Source organism: Snuella lapsa, assembly GCF_039539345.1.
GTDB lineage: Bacteria > Bacteroidota > Bacteroidia > Flavobacteriales > Flavobacteriaceae > Snuella > Snuella lapsa.
Map to the genome: position 1 here is coordinate 179,905 of NZ_BAABCY010000016.1, position 21,315 is coordinate 201,219.

General features: G+C 36.0%; 25 protein-coding genes. 16 read left to right on the forward strand and 9 right to left on the reverse strand.

What is annotated here, in order from left to right:
• The first annotated feature begins 461 nt into the window (after positions 1–461).
• The 10 genes from ABD792_RS03040 (at position 462) to ABD792_RS03085 (ending at position 8,825) form a co-directional block, all read left to right on the forward strand.
• Positions 462–1,865: an anthranilate synthase component I family protein gene (locus tag ABD792_RS03040; RefSeq protein WP_345004295.1), complete on the forward strand. Its 1,404-nt coding sequence runs from the start codon at positions 462–464 to the stop codon at positions 1,863–1,865.
• A 2-nt stretch (positions 1,866–1,867) separates the two neighbouring features.
• A complete protein-coding gene (locus ABD792_RS03045) occupies positions 1,868–2,434 on the forward strand; it encodes an anthranilate synthase component II (RefSeq protein WP_345004296.1) in 567 nt (188 codons plus the stop codon).
• Positions 2,435–2,452: 18 nt separating this feature from the next.
• Positions 2,453–3,445 carry an anthranilate phosphoribosyltransferase gene (gene trpD / locus ABD792_RS03050; protein ID WP_345004297.1) on the forward strand — a complete coding sequence of 331 codons (993 nt, stop codon included), beginning with the start codon at positions 2,453–2,455 and terminating at the stop codon, positions 3,443–3,445.
• Between the two features lie 28 nt (positions 3,446–3,473).
• The gene (gene trpC / locus ABD792_RS03055) at positions 3,474–4,259 is read left to right on the forward strand and encodes an indole-3-glycerol phosphate synthase TrpC (RefSeq protein WP_345004298.1); all 786 of its coding nucleotides are present in this window, start codon (positions 3,474–3,476) and stop codon (positions 4,257–4,259) included.
• Positions 4,256–4,900: a phosphoribosylanthranilate isomerase gene (locus tag ABD792_RS03060; protein ID WP_345004299.1), complete on the forward strand. Its 645-nt coding sequence runs from the start codon at positions 4,256–4,258 to the stop codon at positions 4,898–4,900. The genes trpC and ABD792_RS03060 overlap by 4 nt, the downstream gene beginning before the upstream one ends.
• A gap of 93 nt (positions 4,901–4,993) precedes the next feature.
• Positions 4,994–6,175, forward strand: coding sequence for a tryptophan synthase subunit beta (gene trpB, locus ABD792_RS03065; protein WP_345004300.1), 1,182 nt, complete (start codon positions 4,994–4,996; stop codon positions 6,173–6,175).
• A gap of 84 nt (positions 6,176–6,259) precedes the next feature.
• Positions 6,260–7,024 carry a tryptophan synthase subunit alpha gene (trpA, locus tag ABD792_RS03070; protein ID WP_345004301.1) on the forward strand — a complete coding sequence of 255 codons (765 nt, stop codon included), beginning with the start codon at positions 6,260–6,262 and terminating at the stop codon, positions 7,022–7,024.
• 174 nt (positions 7,025–7,198) lie between these two features.
• Positions 7,199–7,612 (forward strand): DUF805 domain-containing protein, encoded by a 414-nt coding sequence (locus ABD792_RS03075; RefSeq protein ID WP_345004302.1) that lies wholly within the window; start codon positions 7,199–7,201, stop codon positions 7,610–7,612.
• A gap of 91 nt (positions 7,613–7,703) precedes the next feature.
• Positions 7,704–8,165 (forward strand): tRNA (cytidine(34)-2'-O)-methyltransferase, encoded by a 462-nt coding sequence (locus ABD792_RS03080; protein WP_345004303.1) that lies wholly within the window; start codon positions 7,704–7,706, stop codon positions 8,163–8,165.
• 354 nt (positions 8,166–8,519) lie between these two features.
• Positions 8,520–8,825 (forward strand): EF-hand domain-containing protein, encoded by a 306-nt coding sequence (locus tag ABD792_RS03085; protein ID WP_345004304.1) that lies wholly within the window; start codon positions 8,520–8,522, stop codon positions 8,823–8,825.
• Positions 8,826–8,864: 39 nt separating this feature from the next.
• Here the strand turns inward: ABD792_RS03085 and ABD792_RS03090 are convergent, their stop codons facing one another.
• Genes ABD792_RS03090 through ABD792_RS03100 form a run of 3 tightly spaced genes read right to left on the reverse strand, consistent with a single transcriptional unit; the run spans position 8,865 to position 10,598 of the window.
• Positions 8,865–9,101, reverse strand: a complete 237-nt coding sequence (locus ABD792_RS03090) for a VF530 family protein (protein WP_345004325.1) — start codon at positions 9,099–9,101, stop codon at positions 8,865–8,867.
• Positions 9,082–9,315, reverse strand: a complete 234-nt coding sequence (locus tag ABD792_RS03095) for a DUF6500 family protein (RefSeq protein ID WP_345004305.1) — start codon at positions 9,313–9,315, stop codon at positions 9,082–9,084. The genes ABD792_RS03090 and ABD792_RS03095 overlap by 20 nt, the downstream gene beginning before the upstream one ends.
• A gap of 5 nt (positions 9,316–9,320) precedes the next feature.
• Positions 9,321–10,598, reverse strand: a complete 1,278-nt coding sequence (locus ABD792_RS03100) for a DEAD/DEAH box helicase (protein WP_345004306.1) — start codon at positions 10,596–10,598, stop codon at positions 9,321–9,323.
• A gap of 155 nt (positions 10,599–10,753) precedes the next feature.
• Here ABD792_RS03100 and ABD792_RS03105 point away from each other — a divergent pair, with 155 nt between their 5' ends.
• The 3 genes from ABD792_RS03105 to ABD792_RS03115 all read left to right on the forward strand — a co-directional run bounded on the left by ABD792_RS03105 (position 10,754) and on the right by ABD792_RS03115 (position 14,427).
• Positions 10,754–12,532 carry a Na/Pi cotransporter family protein gene (locus ABD792_RS03105; protein WP_345004307.1) on the forward strand — a complete coding sequence of 593 codons (1,779 nt, stop codon included), beginning with the start codon at positions 10,754–10,756 and terminating at the stop codon, positions 12,530–12,532.
• Positions 12,533–12,911: 379 nt separating this feature from the next.
• Complete coding sequence (locus tag ABD792_RS03110) at positions 12,912–13,934, forward strand: carboxypeptidase-like regulatory domain-containing protein (RefSeq protein ID WP_345004308.1); 1,023 nt, start codon at positions 12,912–12,914, stop codon at positions 13,932–13,934.
• A gap of 64 nt (positions 13,935–13,998) precedes the next feature.
• Positions 13,999–14,427 carry a PH domain-containing protein gene (locus ABD792_RS03115; protein WP_345004309.1) on the forward strand — a complete coding sequence of 143 codons (429 nt, stop codon included), beginning with the start codon at positions 13,999–14,001 and terminating at the stop codon, positions 14,425–14,427.
• 12 nt (positions 14,428–14,439) lie between these two features.
• Here ABD792_RS03115 and ABD792_RS03120 read toward each other — a convergent pair whose 3' ends face one another.
• Entirely contained in the window at positions 14,440–15,129 is a 690-nt protein-coding gene (locus ABD792_RS03120) for a uracil-DNA glycosylase family protein (RefSeq protein WP_345004310.1), read from the reverse strand.
• A 64-nt stretch (positions 15,130–15,193) separates the two neighbouring features.
• Here ABD792_RS03120 and ABD792_RS03125 point away from each other — a divergent pair, with 64 nt between their 5' ends.
• The gene (locus tag ABD792_RS03125) at positions 15,194–15,328 is read left to right on the forward strand and encodes a 30S ribosomal protein THX (RefSeq protein ID WP_345004311.1); all 135 of its coding nucleotides are present in this window, start codon (positions 15,194–15,196) and stop codon (positions 15,326–15,328) included.
• 17 nt (positions 15,329–15,345) lie between these two features.
• Here ABD792_RS03125 and ABD792_RS03130 read toward each other — a convergent pair whose 3' ends face one another.
• The 5 genes from ABD792_RS03130 to ABD792_RS03150 form a co-directional block, all read right to left on the reverse strand.
• Positions 15,346–16,071, reverse strand: coding sequence for a hypothetical protein (locus ABD792_RS03130; protein ID WP_345004313.1), 726 nt, complete (start codon positions 16,069–16,071; stop codon positions 15,346–15,348).
• A gap of 15 nt (positions 16,072–16,086) precedes the next feature.
• A complete protein-coding gene (yaaA, locus tag ABD792_RS03135) occupies positions 16,087–16,845 on the reverse strand; it encodes a peroxide stress protein YaaA (RefSeq protein ID WP_345004314.1) in 759 nt (252 codons plus the stop codon).
• A 99-nt stretch (positions 16,846–16,944) separates the two neighbouring features.
• A complete protein-coding gene (locus ABD792_RS03140; RefSeq protein WP_345004315.1) occupies positions 16,945–17,598 on the reverse strand; it encodes a VOC family protein in 654 nt (217 codons plus the stop codon).
• 149 nt (positions 17,599–17,747) lie between these two features.
• Positions 17,748–18,785, reverse strand: a complete 1,038-nt coding sequence (locus ABD792_RS03145) for an RluA family pseudouridine synthase (RefSeq protein ID WP_345004316.1) — start codon at positions 18,783–18,785, stop codon at positions 17,748–17,750.
• A gap of 66 nt (positions 18,786–18,851) precedes the next feature.
• Positions 18,852–19,406: a PASTA domain-containing protein gene (locus tag ABD792_RS03150; RefSeq protein WP_345004318.1), complete on the reverse strand. Its 555-nt coding sequence runs from the start codon at positions 19,404–19,406 to the stop codon at positions 18,852–18,854.
• 221 nt (positions 19,407–19,627) lie between these two features.
• On the opposite strand from ABD792_RS03150, the gene ABD792_RS03155 reads away from it, so the two are divergent.
• Both ABD792_RS03155 and coaD read left to right on the forward strand, forming a co-directional pair.
• A complete protein-coding gene (locus ABD792_RS03155; RefSeq protein WP_345004320.1) occupies positions 19,628–20,635 on the forward strand; it encodes a D-alanine--D-alanine ligase in 1,008 nt (335 codons plus the stop codon).
• 151 nt (positions 20,636–20,786) lie between these two features.
• Complete coding sequence (coaD, locus tag ABD792_RS03160; RefSeq protein WP_345004321.1) at positions 20,787–21,242, forward strand: pantetheine-phosphate adenylyltransferase; 456 nt, start codon at positions 20,787–20,789, stop codon at positions 21,240–21,242.
• Positions 21,243–21,315 lie beyond the last annotated feature (73 nt).

Genomic DNA, 21,315 nt, shown 5'->3' on the forward strand with positions numbered 1-21,315 from the left:
GAAAATGAGAGCAAATTTGTTCAGATGAGGCACTTTTTGAAAATCATAGCATTGCTACGAGCAAAAAAAGTAACGAAATATGAACGGATTTGAGTCATTTTTTAGGAAACAGAAAAAGTCAAGATGAGTTCATTTAAAAAAATCCCAGCAAAGTATTGTATAATTATATTTTCATTTCTATATTTGGCGCATCAATAGATTAAAAATGAACACAGTTTTAAATAATACTTGGTGGTGGCGCTTTCGAAACTTAAACTTCGTGAAGTAGAACCTCGTATATTTAAAATTTAAAAATATCCATAAGGCTTGTCATTCACGACGAGCCTTTTTTATTTGAAGTGGTTTAAACTTTAACAAAAACTGAACAAAATTCAGTATAATGAAACATTTAGATTCGACATTAATTACGCATAAAAATTATAAGCATGTTGTATGTAATAACTAAAAACCAATAATGAAACATGAAAACATTCAGCTTACATACCCATTACAAAAAAATCCTTGCAGACACCATTACGCCTGTAAGCATTTATCTAAAAATAAGGGACAAATTCCCAAACAGTATCTTATTGGAAAGTAGCGACTACCATGCCAACGACAACAGTTTCTCTTATATTTGTTTTAACCCTATAGCCTCTATTAAGGTTGAAAACGAAGTTGTTTCACAAAGCTTTCCCGACGGTAGTACTACCAACAAACACATAGCAGAATCTACTAATATTACAGAAGAAATTCATCAATTCACCAAACGTTTTGAAGTAAGCTCAGAAACAGATTTCAAATTCATAAACAATGGTATTTTTGGTTATATCGCTTACGATGCTGTAAGATATTTTGAAGATATCGAAATATCAAAAAAGAAAAATTCGGTCGAAATTCCAGACATCTACTACGCTGTTTACCAAAATATTATAGCAATTAACCATTTTAAAAATGAGGCCTACATATTTGCTCACTGTCACAACTCAGATAGTAATATCGAAGATATAGACCATATGATAGGCGCTAAAAATTTCGCTTCTTATAACTTTTCCTCGAGTGGGGACATTACCTCAAACCTAACCGACGAAGAATACAAAGAACATGTTGTTTTAGCCAAAAAGCACTGTGCCCGTGGCGATGTATTCCAGTTGGTTTTATCAAAAAACTTTTCCCAGGAATTTAAAGGAGATGAATTTAATGTATATCGTGCCCTAAGAAGTATAAACCCATCTCCCTATCTTTTTTACTTCGATTACGGAAACTTTAAAATTTTTGGAAGCTCGCCCGAAGCACAACTCATAGTTAGCAACGGAAAGGCCGAAATACATCCTATTGCTGGCACTTTTAAACGTACAGGAAACGATACTAAAGATGCCGAACTGGCGCAACAACTAACATTAGACGACAAGGAAAATGCCGAGCACGTTATGCTAGTCGATCTGGCCAGAAACGACTTAAGCCGCAACGGTAGCCAAGTAACCGTCGACACCTACCGTGAGGTCCAGTTTTTCTCGCACGTTATCCATTTAGTAAGCAAGGTTAACGGACAAAAGCATAAAGAGGCTTCGACCATGCAAGTTGTAGCAGATACCTTTCCAGCAGGAACTTTAAGCGGCGCCCCAAAACATAGAGCGATGCAACTTATAGAACAGTACGAAAAAACAAGCCGTTCATTTTATGGTGGAGCCATTGGGTTTATGGATTTTGAAGGCAACTTTAACCATGCCATTATGATTAGAACTTTTTTAAGTAAAAACCACAAACTGCATTGGCAGGCCGGAGCTGGACTGGTTTCCAAATCAAACCCAGATCACGAATTGCAAGAAGTATACAATAAATTAGGAGCACTAACAAAAGCTATTGAATTAGCCGAAAATATTTAAAAATGACACGTGTATTAGTTATAGATAATTACGACAGTTTTACATACAATCTTGTTCATTACTTAGAAGATTTAAACTGCGATGTAACTGTTGTTAGAAATGACAAGTTAACCTTAGAGGATGTTGAATCTTTTCATAAAATCGTGTTGTCCCCCGGCCCTGGTATTCCAGACGAAGCAGGTTTATTAAAGCCTATTATTAAAAGATACGCACCAACAAAAAGCATATTGGGTGTTTGCTTGGGGCAACAAGCAATCGGCGAGGTATTTGGTGGCTCCTTAGTAAACTTAGATAAGGTATACCATGGGGTAGCTACCAAAGTAACCATTTGCGTTGATGACGAACCTCTTTTTAAAGGTCTAGATAAAACCATCGAAGTTGGTCGCTACCATTCGTGGGTTGTCAATACAAATTTACCAGATAGCTTAGAAGCAACTTCGTTTGACGAGAACGGACAAATCATGTCCTTACGACACAAAGTTTACGATGTTAAAGGCGTACAATACCATCCCGAATCGGTGTTAACACCTAATGGTAAACAGATTCTCAAAAACTGGGTTGAAGATTAAAGAATTTAAAATTTCGCTATGAAACAAATACTTAATAGACTTATAAATCACGAAAATATATCCAGCGAAGAAGCCAAACAAGTATTGGTAAATATTTCAAACGGAATGTACAACCAAAGCCAGATTGCTTCGTTCCTTACTATTTTTATGATGCGTAGCATCACACTCGATGAGCTAAGAGGATTTAGGGATGCCTTACTTGAACTATGTATTGCCATAGACCTAAAAGACTTTAATGCCATAGATCTATGCGGTACAGGTGGAGACGGTAAAGACACCTTCAACATTTCCACCTTAGCTTCTTTTGTAACCGCAGGAGCAGGCGTAAATGTTGCAAAACATGGTAATTATGGAGTATCCTCGGCTTGTGGATCATCCAATGTAATGGAGCATTTAGGCATTAAATTTTCCAATGACGAAGATTTTTTAAAACATTGTATAGACAAAGCAGGCATCTGTGTTTTACACGCCCCCCTATTTCATCCAGCAATGAAGAATGTAGCGCCCATTCGTCGTGAATTAGGCGTAAAAACCTTTTTCAATATGCTAGGCCCCATGGTAAACCCATCATTCCCAAAAAATCAAATGGTAGGCGTTTTCAATTTAGAATTATTAAGACTATATGGTTATTTATATCAAAACACAGATAAAAATTATAGTATAGTACATGCTTTAGACGGTTATGATGAAATATCATTGACTGGTAAAACCAAAGTCATTTCCAATAATTCTGAAACCATGTTTACTCCCGAAGACATAGCCCTTTCCCAAATTAGCCAAGAGGCCATTTTTGGAGGAAGCACAGTTGAAGAAGCTGCTAATATTTTTATGAATGTTATACAAGGAAAAGGTACCGAAGCACAAAATAATGTGGTTTGTGCCAATGCAGGCCTAGCCATTGCCACAACAAAACAAATTGACCATAAACAAGGCATCGAACTTGCCAAAGAATCCTTGTTATCGGGCAAAGCAAAACACAGTTTAGACACCCTAATAAATCTAAGCAAATAAAAACTCCAAACAAGTTCAAGTTAAAGAAATGAACATATTAGATAAAATAACTGCCGATAAGCGTAACGAGGTTAACCTTCGAAAAAGTTTAATCCCTAACAAACAATTAGAGCAATCCGTTTTGTTTGAAAGAACGACTATTTCTCTTGCCAACAACTTACGTAACAGCAAATCGGGCATCATTGCCGAACACAAACGACGTTCGCCCTCTAAAGCGGTCATTAATCAAAGTTTAAATGTTCAAGACGTTGCCAAAGGATACGAAAACGCAGGCGTTTGCGGCATGTCCGTTTTAACAGATGGCAAATACTTTGGCGGCGCACTAGACGATCTATTAATAGCACGTGCCAGTTGCAATTTACCTTTGCTACGCAAAGAATTCATTATTGACGAATACCAGTTATTAGAAGCAAAAGCTTATGGCGCCGATGTTATTTTATTAATTGCAGCTATACTAACACGAAACGAAATAAAGCGGTTTTCCGAATTCGCAAAAAGTTTAGACTTAGATGTACTATTAGAAGTCCACAACGAAGAAGAATTACAAAAATCAATTATGCCTAGTTTAGATATGCTTGGCGTTAACAATAGAAACCTTAAGACCTTTGATGTTAGTTTGGAAACCAGCAAAACCTTAAGCAGCTTAATACCTAGCGACTTTGTTAAAGTATCCGAAAGTGGCATTAGCAACATTGAAGCCATTAAAACTTTACAGCCATACGGATACCAAGGCTTTTTGATAGGAGAGAATTTTATGAAAACCGACAACCCTGGTGAGAGTGCCTCCCAATTTATTAAAAAACTAGAGCAATGAAACTAAAAGTTTGTGGCATGAAATACCAAGATAATATCGATCAAGTTGCTGCCCTGCAACCTGACTATCTTGGGTTTATTTTTTATGAAAAATCAGCACGCTATTTTAATACCGCTATTCCACAAATATCCAATACCATTAAAAAAACAGGCGTTTTTGTTGACGCCAACTTAGATACTGTCATTAGCAAAATACAAGCGCACCAATTACAAGCCGTACAGCTACACGGTATGGAATCACCTGAGTATTGCAAACTTCTACAACATACCAAACTGGATTCCGCATCCCGTCCAATAGAAATAATCAAAGTATTTTCAATAAAAGACAACTTCGATTTTGAGATCTTAAAACCATACGAAACCGTATGCGATTACTTTTTATTTGACACCAAAGGAAAACTGCCTGGCGGTAACGGCTACACCTTCGATTGGAATGTACTAAACGACTACACATCAACAAAACCATTTTTCTTAAGTGGAGGTATTGGGCTAGAAGAAACAGAAAAACTGCAAAGCTTTATAACCAGTAAAGCTTCAAAATATTGCTATGCTATCGATGTAAACAGTAAATTTGAAATAGAACCCGGATTAAAGAACATAGAACTATTAAAACAATTTAAAAAATCATGTCATTTTGAGTGATTTTGTAACACAAAATTGAACTGAGAAATCCAAAGAAATCACTACACTAAGTATTTCCCGAATTTCACCCGATATGACAAAATTTATACAATCATGAATTACAACGTAAACGAAAAAGGCTATTATGGTGAATTTGGAGGAGCATTCATTCCCGAAATGCTTTATCCAAACGTAGAAGAATTACGCCAGAACTACCTAAAAGTAATGGAAGAACCCGAGTTTAAAAAAGAGTTCAACCAACTTTTAAAAGATTACGTGGGGCGTCCATCTCCCCTCTATTTCGCAAAACGCCTTTCAGACAAATACAATACCAAAATTTACTTAAAGCGCGAAGACCTCAACCATACCGGGGCACACAAAATAAACAATACCATTGGCCAAATACTAATGGCAAAACGTTTAGGAAAAAGCCGAATTATTGCAGAAACCGGTGCTGGACAACACGGTGTAGCAACAGCTACCGTTTGCGCTTTAATGGGCTTAGAGTGTATTGTATATATGGGCGAAATAGATATTGCACGCCAAGCACCAAACGTGGCTAGAATGAAAATGCTCGGAGCTACTGTTGTTCCTGCCAAATCTGGAAGCCGCACCCTAAAAGACGCCACTAATGAAGCCATTCGCGATTGGATAAACAACCCTGTTAACACCCATTACATTATTGGTTCGGCCATAGGGCCACACCCCTATCCAGATATGGTAACCCGTTTTCAATCGGTTATTTCAGAAGAAATTAAATCCCAACTAAAAGAGCATGAAGGCCGTGAAAATCCAGATTATGTAGTAGCCTGTATTGGTGGCGGCAGTAATGCTGCAGGAACCTACTATCATTTCCTACATGAAAATGATGTAAATATTATTGCTGTTGAAGCTGCTGGTTTAGGTGTAGACTCTGGCGAAAGTGCTGCCACTTCAGTTTTAGGTAAAGAGGGCATTATCCACGGTTGCAAAACCATGTTAATGCAAACCCAAGACGGGCAGATTACAGAACCATACTCTATTTCGGCAGGTCTTGACTATCCAGGAGTTGGCCCAATGCATGCTCATTTATGCAAAACAGGACGGGCAGAATTTATGGCTATAACCGATGACGATGCCATGAATGCTGGATTAGAGCTTTGTAAATTAGAAGGTATCATTCCTGCTATAGAAAGTTCGCATGCCTTAGCAATTTTTGAACATAAAACTTTTAAACCAGACGACGTAATCGTTTTGAGTTTATCAGGTCGTGGCGATAAAGATTTACAGAATTATATCGATTATTTTAAAATATAACATCATTCCGAACGTAGTGAGAGAATCTCTTGAAACAGATTGCCACGCATTCCTCGCAATGACGATAAAAACAATTCATTTACAATGAACATAATAAACCAAAAACTACAAGAAGACAAGAAGTTACTTTCCATATACTTCACTGCTGGTTACCCCAATATAAACGATACAGTAAGTATCATTCAAGATTTAGAAAAAAGCGGTGTAGACATGATCGAAATAGGCTTACCATTTAGTGACCCATTAGCCGATGGCCCTACCATTCAGGCCAGTTCCACCCAAGCATTAAAAAACGGCATGACTACCAAAGTCTTATTCGATCAGTTAAAAGATATTCGTAAAACGGTAAATATTCCCCTAATCATTATGGGCTATTTTAACCCGATACTACAATATGGCGTAGAAGCCTTTTGTAAGCAATGTCAAGAAATTGGTATTGATGGACTAATTATCCCTGACCTTCCTGTTGATGTATATCACGAAGCTTACAAAGACATTTTCGAAAAATATGGACTGATTAACGTATTCCTTATAACACCTCAAACCAGTGATGAGCGCATTCAATATATCGATTCCATATCAAACGGCTTTATATATATGGTTAGTAGTGCCAGTACTACAGGAGCCAAGGAAGGCTTTCAAGACGAACAAACAACGTATTTTGAACGCATTGGGAGAATGAACCTTAAAAACCCACAAATAGTAGGTTTTGGCATAAGTAACAACCAAACTTTCACACAAGCCACACAATATACCAAAGGAGCCATTATAGGTAGTGCCTTTGTTAAATACGTGTCCAATGAAGGCACAAATACTATCGATAAATTTATCGAAGGTATTTTAAATTAATATATTTGATTTCCAATACAAATCATTAACACCCAAAACTTAACTTATGAAATGAGCATAAACAAATTTCATCATTGCATACCCACCAACATGATTAAATTTTTTATGCGAATTCCTGAATGTGCAGAAATTTTTAGTTTCTTCATTTTCAAAAAACTATAAAATTTTAAACAGATGAAATGGTATTTAAAAGTAGTAAGAGATAATTATGCAAATTTTCAAGGTAGAGCAAGACGCAAAGAATACTGGATGTTTACCCTATTTAATGCCATCTTTATGATGATTGTTACAACGTTTAGTGTGATCATTGGCCTTACATTAAACTCCCCCTTACCCTTTGCAATATATATTATTTATGCATTGGGCATTATTATACCCAGTCTGGCCGTAACAGTTAGACGACTACACGACATAGGCAAAAGCGGCTGGTATTACTTTGTTGGACTTATTCCTTTTATTGGAGGCATATGGTTGCTTATCTTATTGGTAACCGAAGGTGAAACCGACCCCAACAATTACGGGTCAGATCCTAAAGTACCAACTATGGATGAAATAAATGATTTTGGCAGATTTCAAATACAAAACTAATTTACAGTACAAACATTACTTAGTGAATAAAAAGCCTATTCTATATTAAATTGAGTAGGCTTTTTACATCCTGGAGACAAAACAAAACAACATGCCTTTAAACATTGTCCTAATAGAACCAGAAATACCAAACAATACAGGAAACATAGGCCGATTAGCTTTAGCGTCTGGTTCCAATTTACATCTAGTAAAACCATTTGGATTTGAGATTAACGACAGCCGCTTAAAACGTGCTGGTTTAGACTATTGGCCACATGTAAACATAACATATTACGAAAACATTGAAGATTTCTTTAAGCGTAACAAGGATGAAAAAATGGTATTTCTTTCCAGTCATGGCACAAAACAACATTGGGAAATTCCTTTTGAAGACAACCTCTTTCTTGTTTTTGGGAAAGAATCGGTAGGCTTACCCAAAACAATCGCCGAACAACAACCAGATAAACTTTTTAAAATTCCACTATACAGCAAACACATTAGAAGTTTAAACCTTGCCAATGCAGTAAGCATCACAGTTTACGAAGGTCTAAGACAATTAAAGGACAATTTCTAACAAACCACTATGGCCTAAGGCACCATAGGTTTAATTACGGACTGAAAGTCCGCTCCATTCGTAAACTTTTTGCCACTAAAGCACATAGTTTCAACTAAATTTGAGCCCAATAAAAATGGGGCTTAAGGAACACTAAACACCTTCTTTCCATTCGTTTAAATTTTGATAATTATTTGATAAAAAATTAATTATAAAATTTAGAACGTATACAACCGCTACGCGCTCTCATTAAAAATTTTAAACATTCCCTTTTGTGAAAAAATGCTTGAATTTTATTAATGTTCGTTTCATACAATTAAACCTTTTTAATAAAATAAAGTCTATAGGCTAATTAACTTTAATATATAACATATAATGACCTCAAAACAATTAAAGATCGGTGTTTTTATCTTAGGACTCTCTATTTGTTCCTTTGCCAACGCCCAAGAAAAAAAGAAGCCCAATATTGACAAAATGTTTGCTTCATTCGACTCTAACAATGATAAAACTTTAAGCTTAGAAGAGTTTAAAGCTAAAAAGAGAAAAAATGAAATAAAACCAGAAGCATTGGAAAAAAGATTTGCTAAAATGGACGCAAACTCAGACGGCAAAGTTACTGTAGATGAGTTCAAAGCAAGTTTACAAGGAGGCAAAAACAAAAAGAAGAAAACAAAAGATTAACCTTCGTAAAAGACGCTCTAAAGCATACGTTTCAGAGCGTTATTTTTTTATTTGACCAGCTTGCTTCAACATATTTAAATACATAGCTTCTACTTTTGTTCTTGCCCATGGTGTTCTGCGTAAAAACTTCAAACTCGATTTTACCGATGGATTATTATTAAAGCATTTTATATTAATCGTATAACCCATATATTCCCATCCGTAATGAGCAACCAAATCATTTATAATTTGTTCAAGTTTTACACCATGCAAGGGGTTATTGGGCTGTACTTCCATAATTACCTTCAACTAGTTTTTTAATTTTTACAGCTTTTTCAAAATGATCCAACTTGTGGGTTATAATCCACCAAGTAGCAGCCTCCATTAACAATTCAGGATTGTCATTTTTATTTTTAAAAAATGCATAGAAAGAGATTCCTACGCCTTCACCCTTAATATGTATTTTTTTATTGCAAACCGCTATGATCTTATCTCTTAAAGCTCTTCTCATGGCATTCAATAACTTCGTTTATTAGAGCGCTTAGGATTGTTTGGCTTAGACCGCCTTTCATTTCTATTGTTTTGCCTGTTGCCTTGCGTTCTTTTTGAATTAGAATTTCTTGGACGTTGTTGCCGTTTCTCTGGTATTGTAGAAGCATTTGGATCTGGTTCAAATCCAGCAACTATTTCTATTGGCAATGTAATCCCAATAAGCTTTTCAATAGCTCGCAAATAAGTTGTTTCATCCGCACTAACCAAAGAAATCGCTTCACCACTAGCTCCTGCCCTACCAGTTCTTCCTATTCTATGCACATAATCTTCAGAAACATTTGGTAATTCAAAATTAACAACATGTGGCAATAACGGAATATCCAATCCCCTTGCCGCAATATCTGTAGCTACCAAGACACGTACCTGACCGCTTTTAAATCCCGCCAAAGCCTTAGTTCTTGCCCCTTGGCTTTTATTACCGTGTAATGCTGCTGCCGTAATACCCGCAGCAACCATTTTTTTACAAAGCTTATTTGCACCATGCTTTGTTCGGGTAAAAACAAGTACCTGTTCCCAGTTTCCTTCAGAGATCAATTTAATAATCAAACCGGTCTTTAGCCCTTTAGCAACACGATATACCTTTTGCTCAATAGCATCAGCCGTACTATTTTCAGGTGTCACTTCAACCTGTACAGGGTTAGTTAAAACACCGCGGGCCAACTTTTTAATATCGGGGGAAAATGTTGCTGAAAACATCAAGTTTTGTCTTTGTCCCGGCATCAACTTAATAACGCGTTCTATATCACGTAAAAAACCCATATCCAACATCCTATCGGCTTCATCCAACACAAAAATCTCCACGCGCTTTAAAGACAATACCCCTTGATTTTGTAAGTCCAATAATCGTCCTGGAGTTGCAACCAAAACATCCACCCCTTTCCTTATGGTTTCTATCTGAGGCTTCTGATTAACACCTCCAAAAATCACGGCACTTCGTAAATTTAAAAATGCACTATATTCTCTAACATTAGTATATACTTGCGCAGCCAACTCACGTGTTGGCGTTAAAATAAGCGCTCGAATGGGTCTGAACTTTGCCTTTTGAGTTTCAGCAAGCCTCTGTAACATTGGTAATGTAAACCCAGCGGTCTTCCCCGTTCCTGTTTGAGCTGATGCCAAAACATCTTTTTGCTCTAAAATAACTGGTATGGCTTTTTGCTGAATGAGCGATGGTGTTGTGTATCCCTTTTTGCTAATTGCTTTTAGCAAAGCTTGAGACAGCCCTAGTGTATTAAATGACATATAAATTGTTTGCAAAATGACAATCTATTCTAATGCCATTTACTTTAATGGCAAAGATACGCCTTATTATTCGATTAAGGTTGTCTAGTTGGCTTTATAAAAAAAATACCCTAAATTAGACTAGTAATCTCCTTTAATAACCATAAGGCCTCAAAATGTTTAGAAAGCTACTCTTTCCACTTATATTATGTCTATTAGCTTGGGCATTATTTATAAACCCTGCAATAAAAGACATCGCTGCTGGCATAGCTATTTTACTTTTAGGGATGACAATGTTGGAACAGGGCTTTAACGCCTTTGTAGAAGGTCCCTTGCAAAAATTGCTGCTAAGAGCAACAAACAAACTATACAAAAGTATTGGCTTAGGATTTGTAACTACGGCATTATTACAATCCAGCTCGCTAATTAGTGTCATTACCATTGCTTTTTTAAGCGCTGGTTTAATAGAACTATATGCGGGTATCGGTATTATTTTTGGCGCCAACATAGGCACAACTGCAACGGCTTGGTTAGTAGCCATTTTTGGTTTAAAAATAAAGGTCTCTGCTTTTGCATTACCTATGATAGCGTTTGGAGTCTTATTCATTTTTCAAAAATCCAAAAACCTAAAAGGCTTTGGTTATGTACTCGCTGGATTGGGATTCTTTTTCTTGGGAATTGATTACATGAAAGTAGGTTTCGACATCTATCAAGATCGTATTGACTTAGCCAATTACGCCATGACTGGATTTTGGGGGCTTATAGTATTCACTTTTATAGGAATACTCATAACACTTGTTTTACAATCCAGTAGTGCCGCAATGGCTTTAATATTGACGGCTCTTGCCGTTGGTCATATAACCTATAACAACTCCCTAGCTCTAGCTGTTGGAGCTAATATAGGAACAACCATTACGGCCATTCTGGGATCTTTAGGCACCAACGTTTCAGGAAAACGCCTGGCTGGAGCACATTTTATTTTCAATCTGGTAACAGGCCTCATTGCACTTATTTTCATAAACCAACTTAGATTTCTAGTCGATGACATTGCACTTCTTGTAGGTATTGCCGACACGAATTACATATTTAAGCTCTCTATTTTCCATAGCATTTTTAATGTTTTAGGCGTACTAATAATGATCCCATTAATTCCCTCTATAATTAAACTGCTCAACAAGTTTTTTGTTGAAAAACTAAGTGACAAGGACACGATAGCCTATCCAGTATACCTTAACGATAGTATTTTAGCCTACCCGCAAACAGCACTCAAAGCGCTTTTGGATGAAAGCAGACGTTTATTTGAAAATGCTACTTTCGAAATTGTTTCACATGGTCTTAACTTACATCGGGAAGACATTAAAGGTCAGGAAAAATTAAAAAAGATTGTTGAAAAGTCCAAAGAAGATCTAGAAATTGACGTAGAAACCCTGTACTATAACAAAATTAAGATTATTTACAGCAAAATAATAAAGTACGCTACCCTAGCCCAAAGTAAATTTTCGTTAGCTCCCAAAAACATGGAAGCCTTTACCCAAATAAAACTAGCCAACCGCAATGTCGTAGAAACCATAAAAAATGTTCGGGGACTAAGAAAAAATGTCAACCAATACATGAACTCCGAAAACGCCTATATAAAAAAAGAATACAACCGCTTAAGACACAAAATATCCCAAGTACTAAGGGAAATTTATGTTACCGGACTAGACTCCAATCCAGAAATACATGCAAAAAAACTAAAGAAACTTAAAAGAAAAGCCGTTAAAAATGATGCTTTGGTAGATGGGACTTTAGACAAGCTTATTAGGGACAATAAAATAAGTAGTGTGATGGCAACCTCTTTAGCAAACGACAGTGATATCGTGGCCGATATCTCCAAAAAATTAATAGAAACAGCCGAATTGCTGTATATTAAGCAAGACTCCTTGTTGGCAAATTTAGAAGAAGACGTTAATTAAACGCTATCAACTACAAAAAATAGAGCCTTATTAATTAAACCACCCCGTAGTACATTTTGGATTAAAAAGTTTCAAAAATGTCAGGAGTGATTTTTTAATAAAAAAATTGTATCGAGAACAATCTCAAAGACTAAACCCCTTATTCTCGATACAAATTTTACTCGTTTCAATCTTAAAATTCACAACAAGCTAAACTTTTAACGCACTAAACCTTCTTGAAGCTATACGAAACCAAGATTGTATACTTTTGTTAGCCAGAGCTAGCTACTCTATTTTTATTCTGATTGAAATTTCATATTTTTAACTAAAAAACATACTACACATTTGTATCTTGCTCTTTTAAACCCAAGCCCCATATTCCAAAAGAAAGAACACATTTATGAATAAGAAACCTAAAATAATAGCCCGAATAAAATCACTCCCTTTAACACTAATATTAACATGCTTTCTGGCCTCTATTTTAGAAATTCATGCACAATCTGTTAAAGGACAGGTTTTAGATTACCGAACCAAAGAACCAATACCCTATTCCAGCATATATTTCAACAATTCATTTACAGGCACGGCTTCCGATTTAAAAGGATATTTCGAACTGGATATCTCAAAAAATTACGGACAGGATATCATAGTAAGCTGTATAGGATATGAAACAAAAACTATAAGCAACTATATACCTGAAAAAAATTATACAGTTTATTTACATGAACAAATTACAAGTCTTGGCGAAGTCGTTTTAACCTCAAAACCAAAAGAAGATAATGATCGTAAAAAAATCCTAAAACTATTTATTAAAGAATTTTTAGGCACATCTAGAAATGCGAAACAGTGCATCATCGAAAACACTTCAGATATTGAACTGTCTTATAACAAGGAATCTAAAACACTCATTGCCTCAAGTTCCAAACCCTTGATTATACTAAATAAAGCACTCGCATATAAAATAACTTATTACTTAGAAGACTTTAAAAAAGACCCTAAAGAAACGAAATACCAAGGCTATGCCTTATTTGAAGAAACTCCTCCCGCTTCCATGCGCAAAATGTTAACAATTAAAAGAAGAAGAAAATCAGCCTATAACGGATCACGCATGCACTTTTTCAGGCTTTTATGGCAAAACGGCTTAAGTACTTCCAATTTTACTGTTGCAGACACCAAGTTAAGATATCTTACTAGATTAAACGATAGTATTAGTTTGGGTGATAAAGGCGAAAAATACATACAATATGCTAATACTCTTAAACTACTTTACAAAAAAAATGATGAAAGCTATCTAACATTTAAAGAAGGTACAAAAACCTTGTTTACCGCCACGGGCTTTTTTGACCCTAAAGGCTTACTTTGGCGGGGAAGTATTAGTAAAAAACGAATAGGAGACTTATTGCCTTATGAATATGAACCTTAGAATACAGCCTTTGTAAAACAAACCTTAAAATATTGTTCTTTCCTTATTAATCAAAGATTACAAAATGAAATTTAAAAGTAAAAAAGACCCTTTGTTTACCACTTTAATACTAGTATTAAACCTATTCCTTATTGGAGTTGCATTTTCGAGATTGACTTTGGATCATATAGAAAAAGCTGATTATTGGGGGATAACCGTGATCCTAGCAGTAGTCGCATTATTATTTTGGATCCATTTCGGAACCTTTTATAAGCTGTCCAAAAACGAACTAACCTATAGAAGCGGTCCTATTAGTGGCAAAATACACATTAATAGAATAAAGGAAATCGTTAAAGGAAAAACACTTTGGGTTGGACTAAAACCTGCAACCTCTCGAAAAGGCTTGATTATTAAATACGATACGTACAACGAAATCTACATTAGCCCTAAAACTAACGAGCTGTTTATAAAGAAAATATTAGAAATCAATAATAATATTAAAATAACCAAATAAATTACTATCCCGTTAAAAAAATGCCCTGTACTGCATCACCCTAAAATCGAAAGTACTAAAATTGGGATTCTTTGCTTTTAATTGCTTGTATAAAGGCATACTCCCTATGGCTCTGTTGGCACTTCCCGATGCCGAAGTTAGAGATACTGTTTTTATAATGCGCTTGCTACTTTCATATTGTTTCTTTCCATCAGCCACAACCGACAATTCAAATTCATGTTTCCTCGGAATCTCATTAGAAACTACCTTTAACCCAATACCATACCCCTTAATATGCTTCCTGAAAAAGTATTCCGGTCCATTTTTACTATTACCCCCCGTAAACAGCAGCATATTTATATTAGGATACCGTCTTAAATAACCTATAACATCCCGTAGCTTAATATTTCGCATACCCAAATCCGATGCATCCATTTTGTCCCGTTCACAACTATCAACAATATCGCATACGCCTATTTTATGCTGTAATAAAAACTGCTTTCGCTGTTCTATTGCCTCTTTAGAATTATCATAACGTAAATTCAACCCATTAATAGCATCAATATACAACCATAACGAATTATAATAGCTCCCGTAGCAAAAATCGACATCCTTCTCCAAAAGATCACCAGTACTAAAACGCGGTGGTGGCAAGGTTCCCACGATCAATTTTTGAGTATCGGTATGAATAAATGGTTCGTATGGATGCTTATGAAAGAACATATTATCCTTGACTGCAATGCCTAATTTTTGTATTTTATTAGTTTGAACACAAAATACATTAAAAATGGGAAAAGGTGATAAAAAAACAAAACGCGGTAAAATTTACAGAGGTACTTTTGGTGTAAGGCGACCACGCATAAAAAAGAAAGTATCTATTGAAAATAAAATCAGTATCGACAATAAAGCTGAGGCCAAATAATCATTTAGCCCCACTAACTACCCTATATCTTGTAGCAACTTTTCTACCTGTACTATGGTATCCCTAAAAAGTCTTTTGTTCGGCTTAGTCATATTTTGGGACTCTGTATGGATCTCTTCCAGCAATAGCTTCGCATCCTGAGTTTTTTGCCTGTTCAATAAAAACTTTGCTAGCGTTAATCGTTCTTCATAAAAAGAATAACGTATATCAATGGCTCGCAAATTAGCTTCAGCCGCTTCGTAATTACCCAATTCATTTTGTGCCAATCCATACAAAAACTGTGTCCTCGACTTACTAAACTCTGGTTGATTCTTTATCTTCTCTACATACGCAATAACACTTTTATAATCTTGAATATTATAAAAAGCCTCTATTAACTTACCATAAACATAAAAATTGTTTTGCGAGATATCCTCCAAAACTTCCAAATAATGTGTGATAGCATTTTGGTTGTCCTGAATATCCAAATAAGCATCTGCCAAGTTTACCCTGTTTTGATACGTCTCAGAAAACTGAAGCCTATGCTCCAGATCCCTTATACGTTTGGTTGGATTAATAACCGATATAATGCCTTCTTGGATCTTCTCGGCATCACGCTTATTATATACTTGAGTTATAATATAAATTATGCTTCCTAGAACCGGAAGGAACAAAATAATAAAAAACCAATAATAAGAGTTCCTGTACCTATACGTATGGTATAAACAAAAACCCTGCAATGCTATTGTTAAGTAAAATATCACTGATTACATTTTAAGTTACCTTATAAAAACCAACTCGGTATCTGAAGACATAGGCTCACTAAAATTATACCCCTCATAGTTAAAGCCCTTTATATCGTCTATGGTTTGCGCATTGGTATCTATTACATAACGGGTCATATAACCTCGTGCTAATTTAGCAAAGGTCATAATGGTTTTATACTCACCATTCTTAAAATCCTTAAAATTGGCAGTAATAACCGGTACCTTTAAAGCTTTCCTGTCAATAGCCTTAAAATACTCGTTACTGGCCAGGTTTAAAAACAACTCATCATCTTCCAGCTCTTCATTTAAAGCCTTCGTTATGGTTGCTCGCCAAAACTCGTATAAGTTTTTATTCTTACCCACTGGGAATTTAGTTCCCATTTCCAAACGGTACGGCTGAATGAGATCGGCTGGTTTTAGCAAACCATACAACCCAGAAATAATACGCACAGTATTTTGCAGGATTTCTATCTTATCTTGTGGAATCGTATAAACATCCAACCCCCTATACACATCACCACTAAAAGCATAAACCGCTTGCCTTGCATTATCTGTAGTAAATGGTAGGCGCCATGCTTGATTACGTTGATAATTTAATTGTCCCAAAGCATCAGAAATATTCATAAGCTTCGATAAACTCTTAGCCGATTTCTTTTTTAGCAGTTTATTTAAACGCTCGGCCTGAGCCAAAAAACAAGCCTCGGTCGTTAAAGTTGTAGGTATTTTACTTTCTAAGTCAAGTGATTTTGCTGGAGACAGTACTAATTTCACACGTTTAAATTTTAATTGATTATATTTTGATTTCAAAACTGAGAGTATATGCAACTGCTCCACTCTCACCTTATTCCATTTACATTAAAAAAAACTAAATTACGATATTTCTTTTATTTCACCGTTTATAAAACTAAAGTTATAATCGCCTTTTATAATAAATCCCGATGTGAACGCTTCGTCTTGGGTTGGATACCATTTTTTAACTCCTTTGTTAATTAAAATAAACAACCCCATATCATTTCCCAGCGCGCAAAAACGTTGAAAATTACCATCAAAAACAGGAATGGTTTTTATAGAGTTAATCTTATTATAGATTGCTTCTATGTTTGTTGTAGCAATACCAATTTCACTAATCGATAAGACAGATGTCGACGAGAAGTTAGCCTCACCATTAAGCCCTAAGCCTTTCCTAGCGATAAACTCCATAATGTTCTTATCGGCATCATAAAAATAAATAGCCTTTGCATTCCAATCCTTAAAATCTACGATTAAGTTGTCACCATCAGGTAAGATTTCCACGCGCCTTTGCAACCATTGCAAAGCATCTTCAATTTTATTTGACGGTATATTGAAAGCCAAGTGCGAAGGCCTTACGCCTTCTTTGTATTGAAAAGACAATACACTATTCCCAAAATTGAAAGATATTTTGTCCGCAGAATCCAAGACCAATTCGAAATCTAAAATATTTCGGTAAAATTCTTTTTGTCTTTGAATATTGTTGGAAAAAAGTATGATTTCTTTTATTAACATATTCCAAATATAGTTTAGATCTCACAAAACTCTAAACTAATTGAGATGAAATAGTTTATATATAAAACCGTAACGAAAGGGTTTGTTTTCAGAAAACAACAATCAAACCTCTATTAAAAGTTCTTTACCATTAACCAATAACCAATTAACTACTCCATTTCCTGATGCCTAGCGTAGTTACGCCATTTCTCAATACACTGCTGTATATCCTCTGGAATAGACGAGTCGAATTGCATAAACTCGCCTGTTGTTGGATGTACAAACCCTAATGTTTTGGCATGCAAGGCTTGGCGTGGTAATACTTTAAAGCAATTATCCACAAACTGCTTGTATTTAGTAAAAGTAGTCCCCTTTAAAATCTTTTCCCCTCCATAGCGCTCGTCGTTAAACAAGGTATGCCCTATATGTTTCATATGTACCCGTATTTGGTGGGTACGTCCAGTTTCCAATTTGCAAGACACCAAAGTTACATAACCCAAACGTTCCAAAACTTTATAGTGTGTCACGGCTGGCTTACCCTTGTCCGCTTCATCTCCTAAAAATACCATGTTTTGAAGGCGGTTCTTTGGATGACGCCCTATGTTACCCTCTATCGTGCCCTCATCATCCTCTACATTCCCCCAAACAATTGCCACATATTCCCGCTCACTGGTTTTTTCGGCAAATTGCAATGACAAGTGCGTCATTGCCTGCTCTGTTTTTGCAATAACCAAAAGGCCACTAGTATCCTTATCAATTCTATGAACCAGGCCAGGGCGTTCGCTGGAATTGTTAGGCAAATTATCAAACCTGTAAATGAGTGCGTTAATAAGTGTTCCCGAATAATTACCATGCCCCGGGTGTACAACCATACCCGCTGGCTTGTTTACAACAAGTAAGGCATCGTCCTCATAGACCACATCGATATCTATATTCTCTCCTACCAACAAATTCTCATATGGCGGATGCGTAAACAACACCCTAATGGCGTCAAAAGGCTTTACTTTATAGCTAGGCTTTACGGGAACATCGTTAACAAAAATACTTCCGTTCTTAGCCGCTGTCTGAATTTTGTTTCTTGTAGCGTTCTCTACAAAATTCATTAAATACTTATCTATACGCAAAGGTGCTTGCCCTTTATCAACAGTAAATGCATGGTGTTCGTAAAGGTTATCCTCATCGGGCAGTTGTAGCGTATTATCTTCCATGTTAAGCTAAATTGTAAAACGTGTTTGTGCAACCCGCTTTAAGAATGTAATCGTTTCTATAAAAAATTAAGGCCTAACGCCATTACCAAGTACCAAATCGATTACAGATGTCTTTGGTAACAGGTCGCCAACGTGTATTTCCTTACCTTTATGCTGCATCTTTAATACAATATCCTTTCCAATATTGTCCTCATAACTTAGCTTCCCTACTTTTAACCCCAAAGCCTCTAACGTTGGTTTAGCCTGTCGCAGGGTACTTTCCAATAAATTCGGGACTTTCACCTTACGATAACCAGAAGGATTAAGCGTTATATAGATTTTTCGATTTTCCTTGACTTTAGTACCAGCAATCGGCTCTTGCTCTATCACCGAAAACTTGGGATAATCTGGATTGTAATTTGCCGAATCCTGGATCTGCATCACCAATTTATTTGTCTTTAACTCCAATTCAGCAACCTCAATGGACTTACCCGTTAAATCAGGGACAGTTTCAAACTTACCGTGGTTGGTCGACACGTTTAACCATTTTAATACAATAAAACACAGCACGACCACTGCAACAACGGCCAATAAAATTTGTTTCAAGAACGTTTTGCTTACAATAAATTTAATAATGCTCATCTATAGAATTTTCAGTAAGGCAAATATATAAAAACAGAACTGCTTTTTCTTTTGCCATTTATATGATATTTTAGCTTAACTAATATTAGATACGTTTTATTGCAAACTTTAGACTAATTTGAGTGTTAATTATTTAGATATTAATGTGAGGGCTTAGCGGGTGCATACGTTCTCAATTTTATAATTAATTTATTATCAAATAATTATCAAAACTTCAACGAATGAAAAAAAATATTGCCATCATCATGGGAGGCTATTCCAGCGAATATGAAATCTCCCTTAAAAGCGGAAACGTTGTTTATGAAACATTAGACACGTCTAAGTACAAAGCCTATCGCATTCATATCTTTAAGAACAAGTGGGTATTCGTCGATGCCAATAACAAGGAGTACCCTATCAATAAAGATGACTTTTCCATACAACTAGATAACGAAAAAATTACGTTCCATTGTGTGTTCAACGCCATACACGGTTCACCAGGAGAAGATGGCTTTATGCAAGGCTATTTCGAATTACTCAACATACCCCACACCAGTTGCGGCATGTACCAGGCCAGTTTAACCTTTAACAAACGCGACTGTTTAAGTGTGCTAAAGCCTTATGGCATTAAAACAGCTACATCCTTTTACATTAACCTAGGAGATACCATTGACGAAACTACCATTGTAAATAAAGTAGGTCTTCCTTGTTTTGTAAAAGCCAACAAAGCAGGAAGCAGTTTTGGTGTAACCAAAGTCTACAAAAAAGAAGAACTAAAAGCAGCAATCGACACGGCTTTTAAAGAAGATGATGAAATTATTATCGAATCCTTTTTAGACGGCACCGAAGTATCCGTTGGCGTTATAACCTATAAAGGCGAAACCAAAGTATTACCCATTACCGAAATAGTAAGTGACAACGATTTTTTTGACTACAAAGCAAAATACTTAGGCCAATCAAAAGAGATCACGCCCGCCCGACTTTCTAAAGTGCAAGAAGAAAAAGTAACTGTATTGGCAAAAAAAATATACGAAATCCTAAAAATGAAAGGCTTTTCCAGAAGCGAATTTATCTTTAAGGACGACGAACCCCACTTACTCGAAATCAATACCGTTCCCGGTTTAACCAAAGAAAGTATTTTACCCCAACAAGCAGCCGTTGCAGGCATCCCCCTAAACGAGCTGTTTAACAATGCTATTGAAGAGGCTTTACGCGATAATCGAGATTTAAATGCTACGAAGCTTGCCTAAAAATCAAAAAATAATACCCTATAAATGCCTTGTGTGATTGCACCAAGGCAGTTTACCAATAAAAATCGTAATTTTAAACAGTAATATTCAGTAAAACAAGCCCCACATTGCCCTACCCTCTGTGGCCAACCTATTATAACGAATAAACACTATGAAGCGAGCTATCTTTCCCGGATCTTTCGATCCCTTAACCTTGGGGCACTACGACATCATTAAGCGTGGTGTTACCCTATTCGATGAAATTATTGTGGCCATAGGCGTGAACTCCGACAAAAAATACATGTTTACACTCCAAGAACGCAAACGCTTTATAGAAGAAGCCTTTAAAGACGAGACAAAAATAAAAGTAACTACCTACCAGGGATTAACGGTAGACTATTGTAAAGAGATAGGGGTCGATTTTATATTACGCGGACTAAGGAATCCGGCCGATTTTGAATTCGAAAAAGCCATTGCACATACCAATCGTGACCTGGCTCCTATTGAAACCGTATTTTTATTAACATCGGCAGACACCTCGTATATCGCCTCTTCCATTGTTCGCGATGTTATTAGAAATCATGGCGACTACACCAAGTTAGTCCCCAAAAGTGTACGTATTAAATAATGTGGACTTCCTATATTAGACTGGACACAAAGAAGAGAGAATATGCTTGCTAGTTATTAACTTAGCAAATATG

What these genes read in the sequence shown, in the direction of transcription:
- ABD792_RS03040 (WP_345004295.1), top strand. Translation starts at nt 462, where the DNA reads ATGAAAACATTCAGCTTACATACCCATTACAAAAAAATCCTTGCAGAC.
- ABD792_RS03045 (WP_345004296.1), top strand. Translation starts at nt 1,868, where the DNA reads ATGACACGTGTATTAGTTATAGATAATTACGACAGTTTTACATACAAT.
- trpD (WP_345004297.1), top strand. Translation starts at nt 2,453, where the DNA reads ATGAAACAAATACTTAATAGACTTATAAATCACGAAAATATATCCAGC.
- trpC (WP_345004298.1), top strand. Translation starts at nt 3,474, where the DNA reads ATGAACATATTAGATAAAATAACTGCCGATAAGCGTAACGAGGTTAAC.
- ABD792_RS03060 (WP_345004299.1), top strand. Translation starts at nt 4,256, where the DNA reads ATGAAACTAAAAGTTTGTGGCATGAAATACCAAGATAATATCGATCAA.
- trpB (WP_345004300.1), top strand. Translation starts at nt 4,994, where the DNA reads ATGAATTACAACGTAAACGAAAAAGGCTATTATGGTGAATTTGGAGGA.
- trpA (WP_345004301.1), top strand. Translation starts at nt 6,260, where the DNA reads ATGAACATAATAAACCAAAAACTACAAGAAGACAAGAAGTTACTTTCC.
- ABD792_RS03075 (WP_345004302.1), top strand. Translation starts at nt 7,199, where the DNA reads ATGAAATGGTATTTAAAAGTAGTAAGAGATAATTATGCAAATTTTCAA.
- ABD792_RS03080 (WP_345004303.1), top strand. Translation starts at nt 7,704, where the DNA reads ATGCCTTTAAACATTGTCCTAATAGAACCAGAAATACCAAACAATACA.
- ABD792_RS03085 (WP_345004304.1), top strand. Translation starts at nt 8,520, where the DNA reads ATGACCTCAAAACAATTAAAGATCGGTGTTTTTATCTTAGGACTCTCT.
- ABD792_RS03090 (WP_345004325.1), bottom strand. Translation starts at nt 9,101, where the DNA reads ATGGAAGTACAGCCCAATAACCCCTTGCATGGTGTAAAACTTGAACAA.
- ABD792_RS03095 (WP_345004305.1), bottom strand. Translation starts at nt 9,315, where the DNA reads ATGAGAAGAGCTTTAAGAGATAAGATCATAGCGGTTTGCAATAAAAAA.
- ABD792_RS03100 (WP_345004306.1), bottom strand. Translation starts at nt 10,598, where the DNA reads ATGTCATTTAATACACTAGGGCTGTCTCAAGCTTTGCTAAAAGCAATT.
- ABD792_RS03105 (WP_345004307.1), top strand. Translation starts at nt 10,754, where the DNA reads ATGTTTAGAAAGCTACTCTTTCCACTTATATTATGTCTATTAGCTTGG.
- ABD792_RS03110 (WP_345004308.1), top strand. Translation starts at nt 12,912, where the DNA reads ATGAATAAGAAACCTAAAATAATAGCCCGAATAAAATCACTCCCTTTA.
- ABD792_RS03115 (WP_345004309.1), top strand. Translation starts at nt 13,999, where the DNA reads ATGAAATTTAAAAGTAAAAAAGACCCTTTGTTTACCACTTTAATACTA.
- ABD792_RS03120 (WP_345004310.1), bottom strand. Translation starts at nt 15,129, where the DNA reads ATGTTCTTTCATAAGCATCCATACGAACCATTTATTCATACCGATACT.
- ABD792_RS03125 (WP_345004311.1), top strand. Translation starts at nt 15,194, where the DNA reads ATGGGAAAAGGTGATAAAAAAACAAAACGCGGTAAAATTTACAGAGGT.
- ABD792_RS03140 (WP_345004315.1), bottom strand. Translation starts at nt 17,598, where the DNA reads ATGTTAATAAAAGAAATCATACTTTTTTCCAACAATATTCAAAGACAA.
- ABD792_RS03145 (WP_345004316.1), bottom strand. Translation starts at nt 18,785, where the DNA reads ATGGAAGATAATACGCTACAACTGCCCGATGAGGATAACCTTTACGAA.
- ABD792_RS03150 (WP_345004318.1), bottom strand. Translation starts at nt 19,406, where the DNA reads ATGAGCATTATTAAATTTATTGTAAGCAAAACGTTCTTGAAACAAATT.
- ABD792_RS03155 (WP_345004320.1), top strand. Translation starts at nt 19,628, where the DNA reads ATGAAAAAAAATATTGCCATCATCATGGGAGGCTATTCCAGCGAATAT.
- coaD (WP_345004321.1), top strand. Translation starts at nt 20,787, where the DNA reads ATGAAGCGAGCTATCTTTCCCGGATCTTTCGATCCCTTAACCTTGGGG.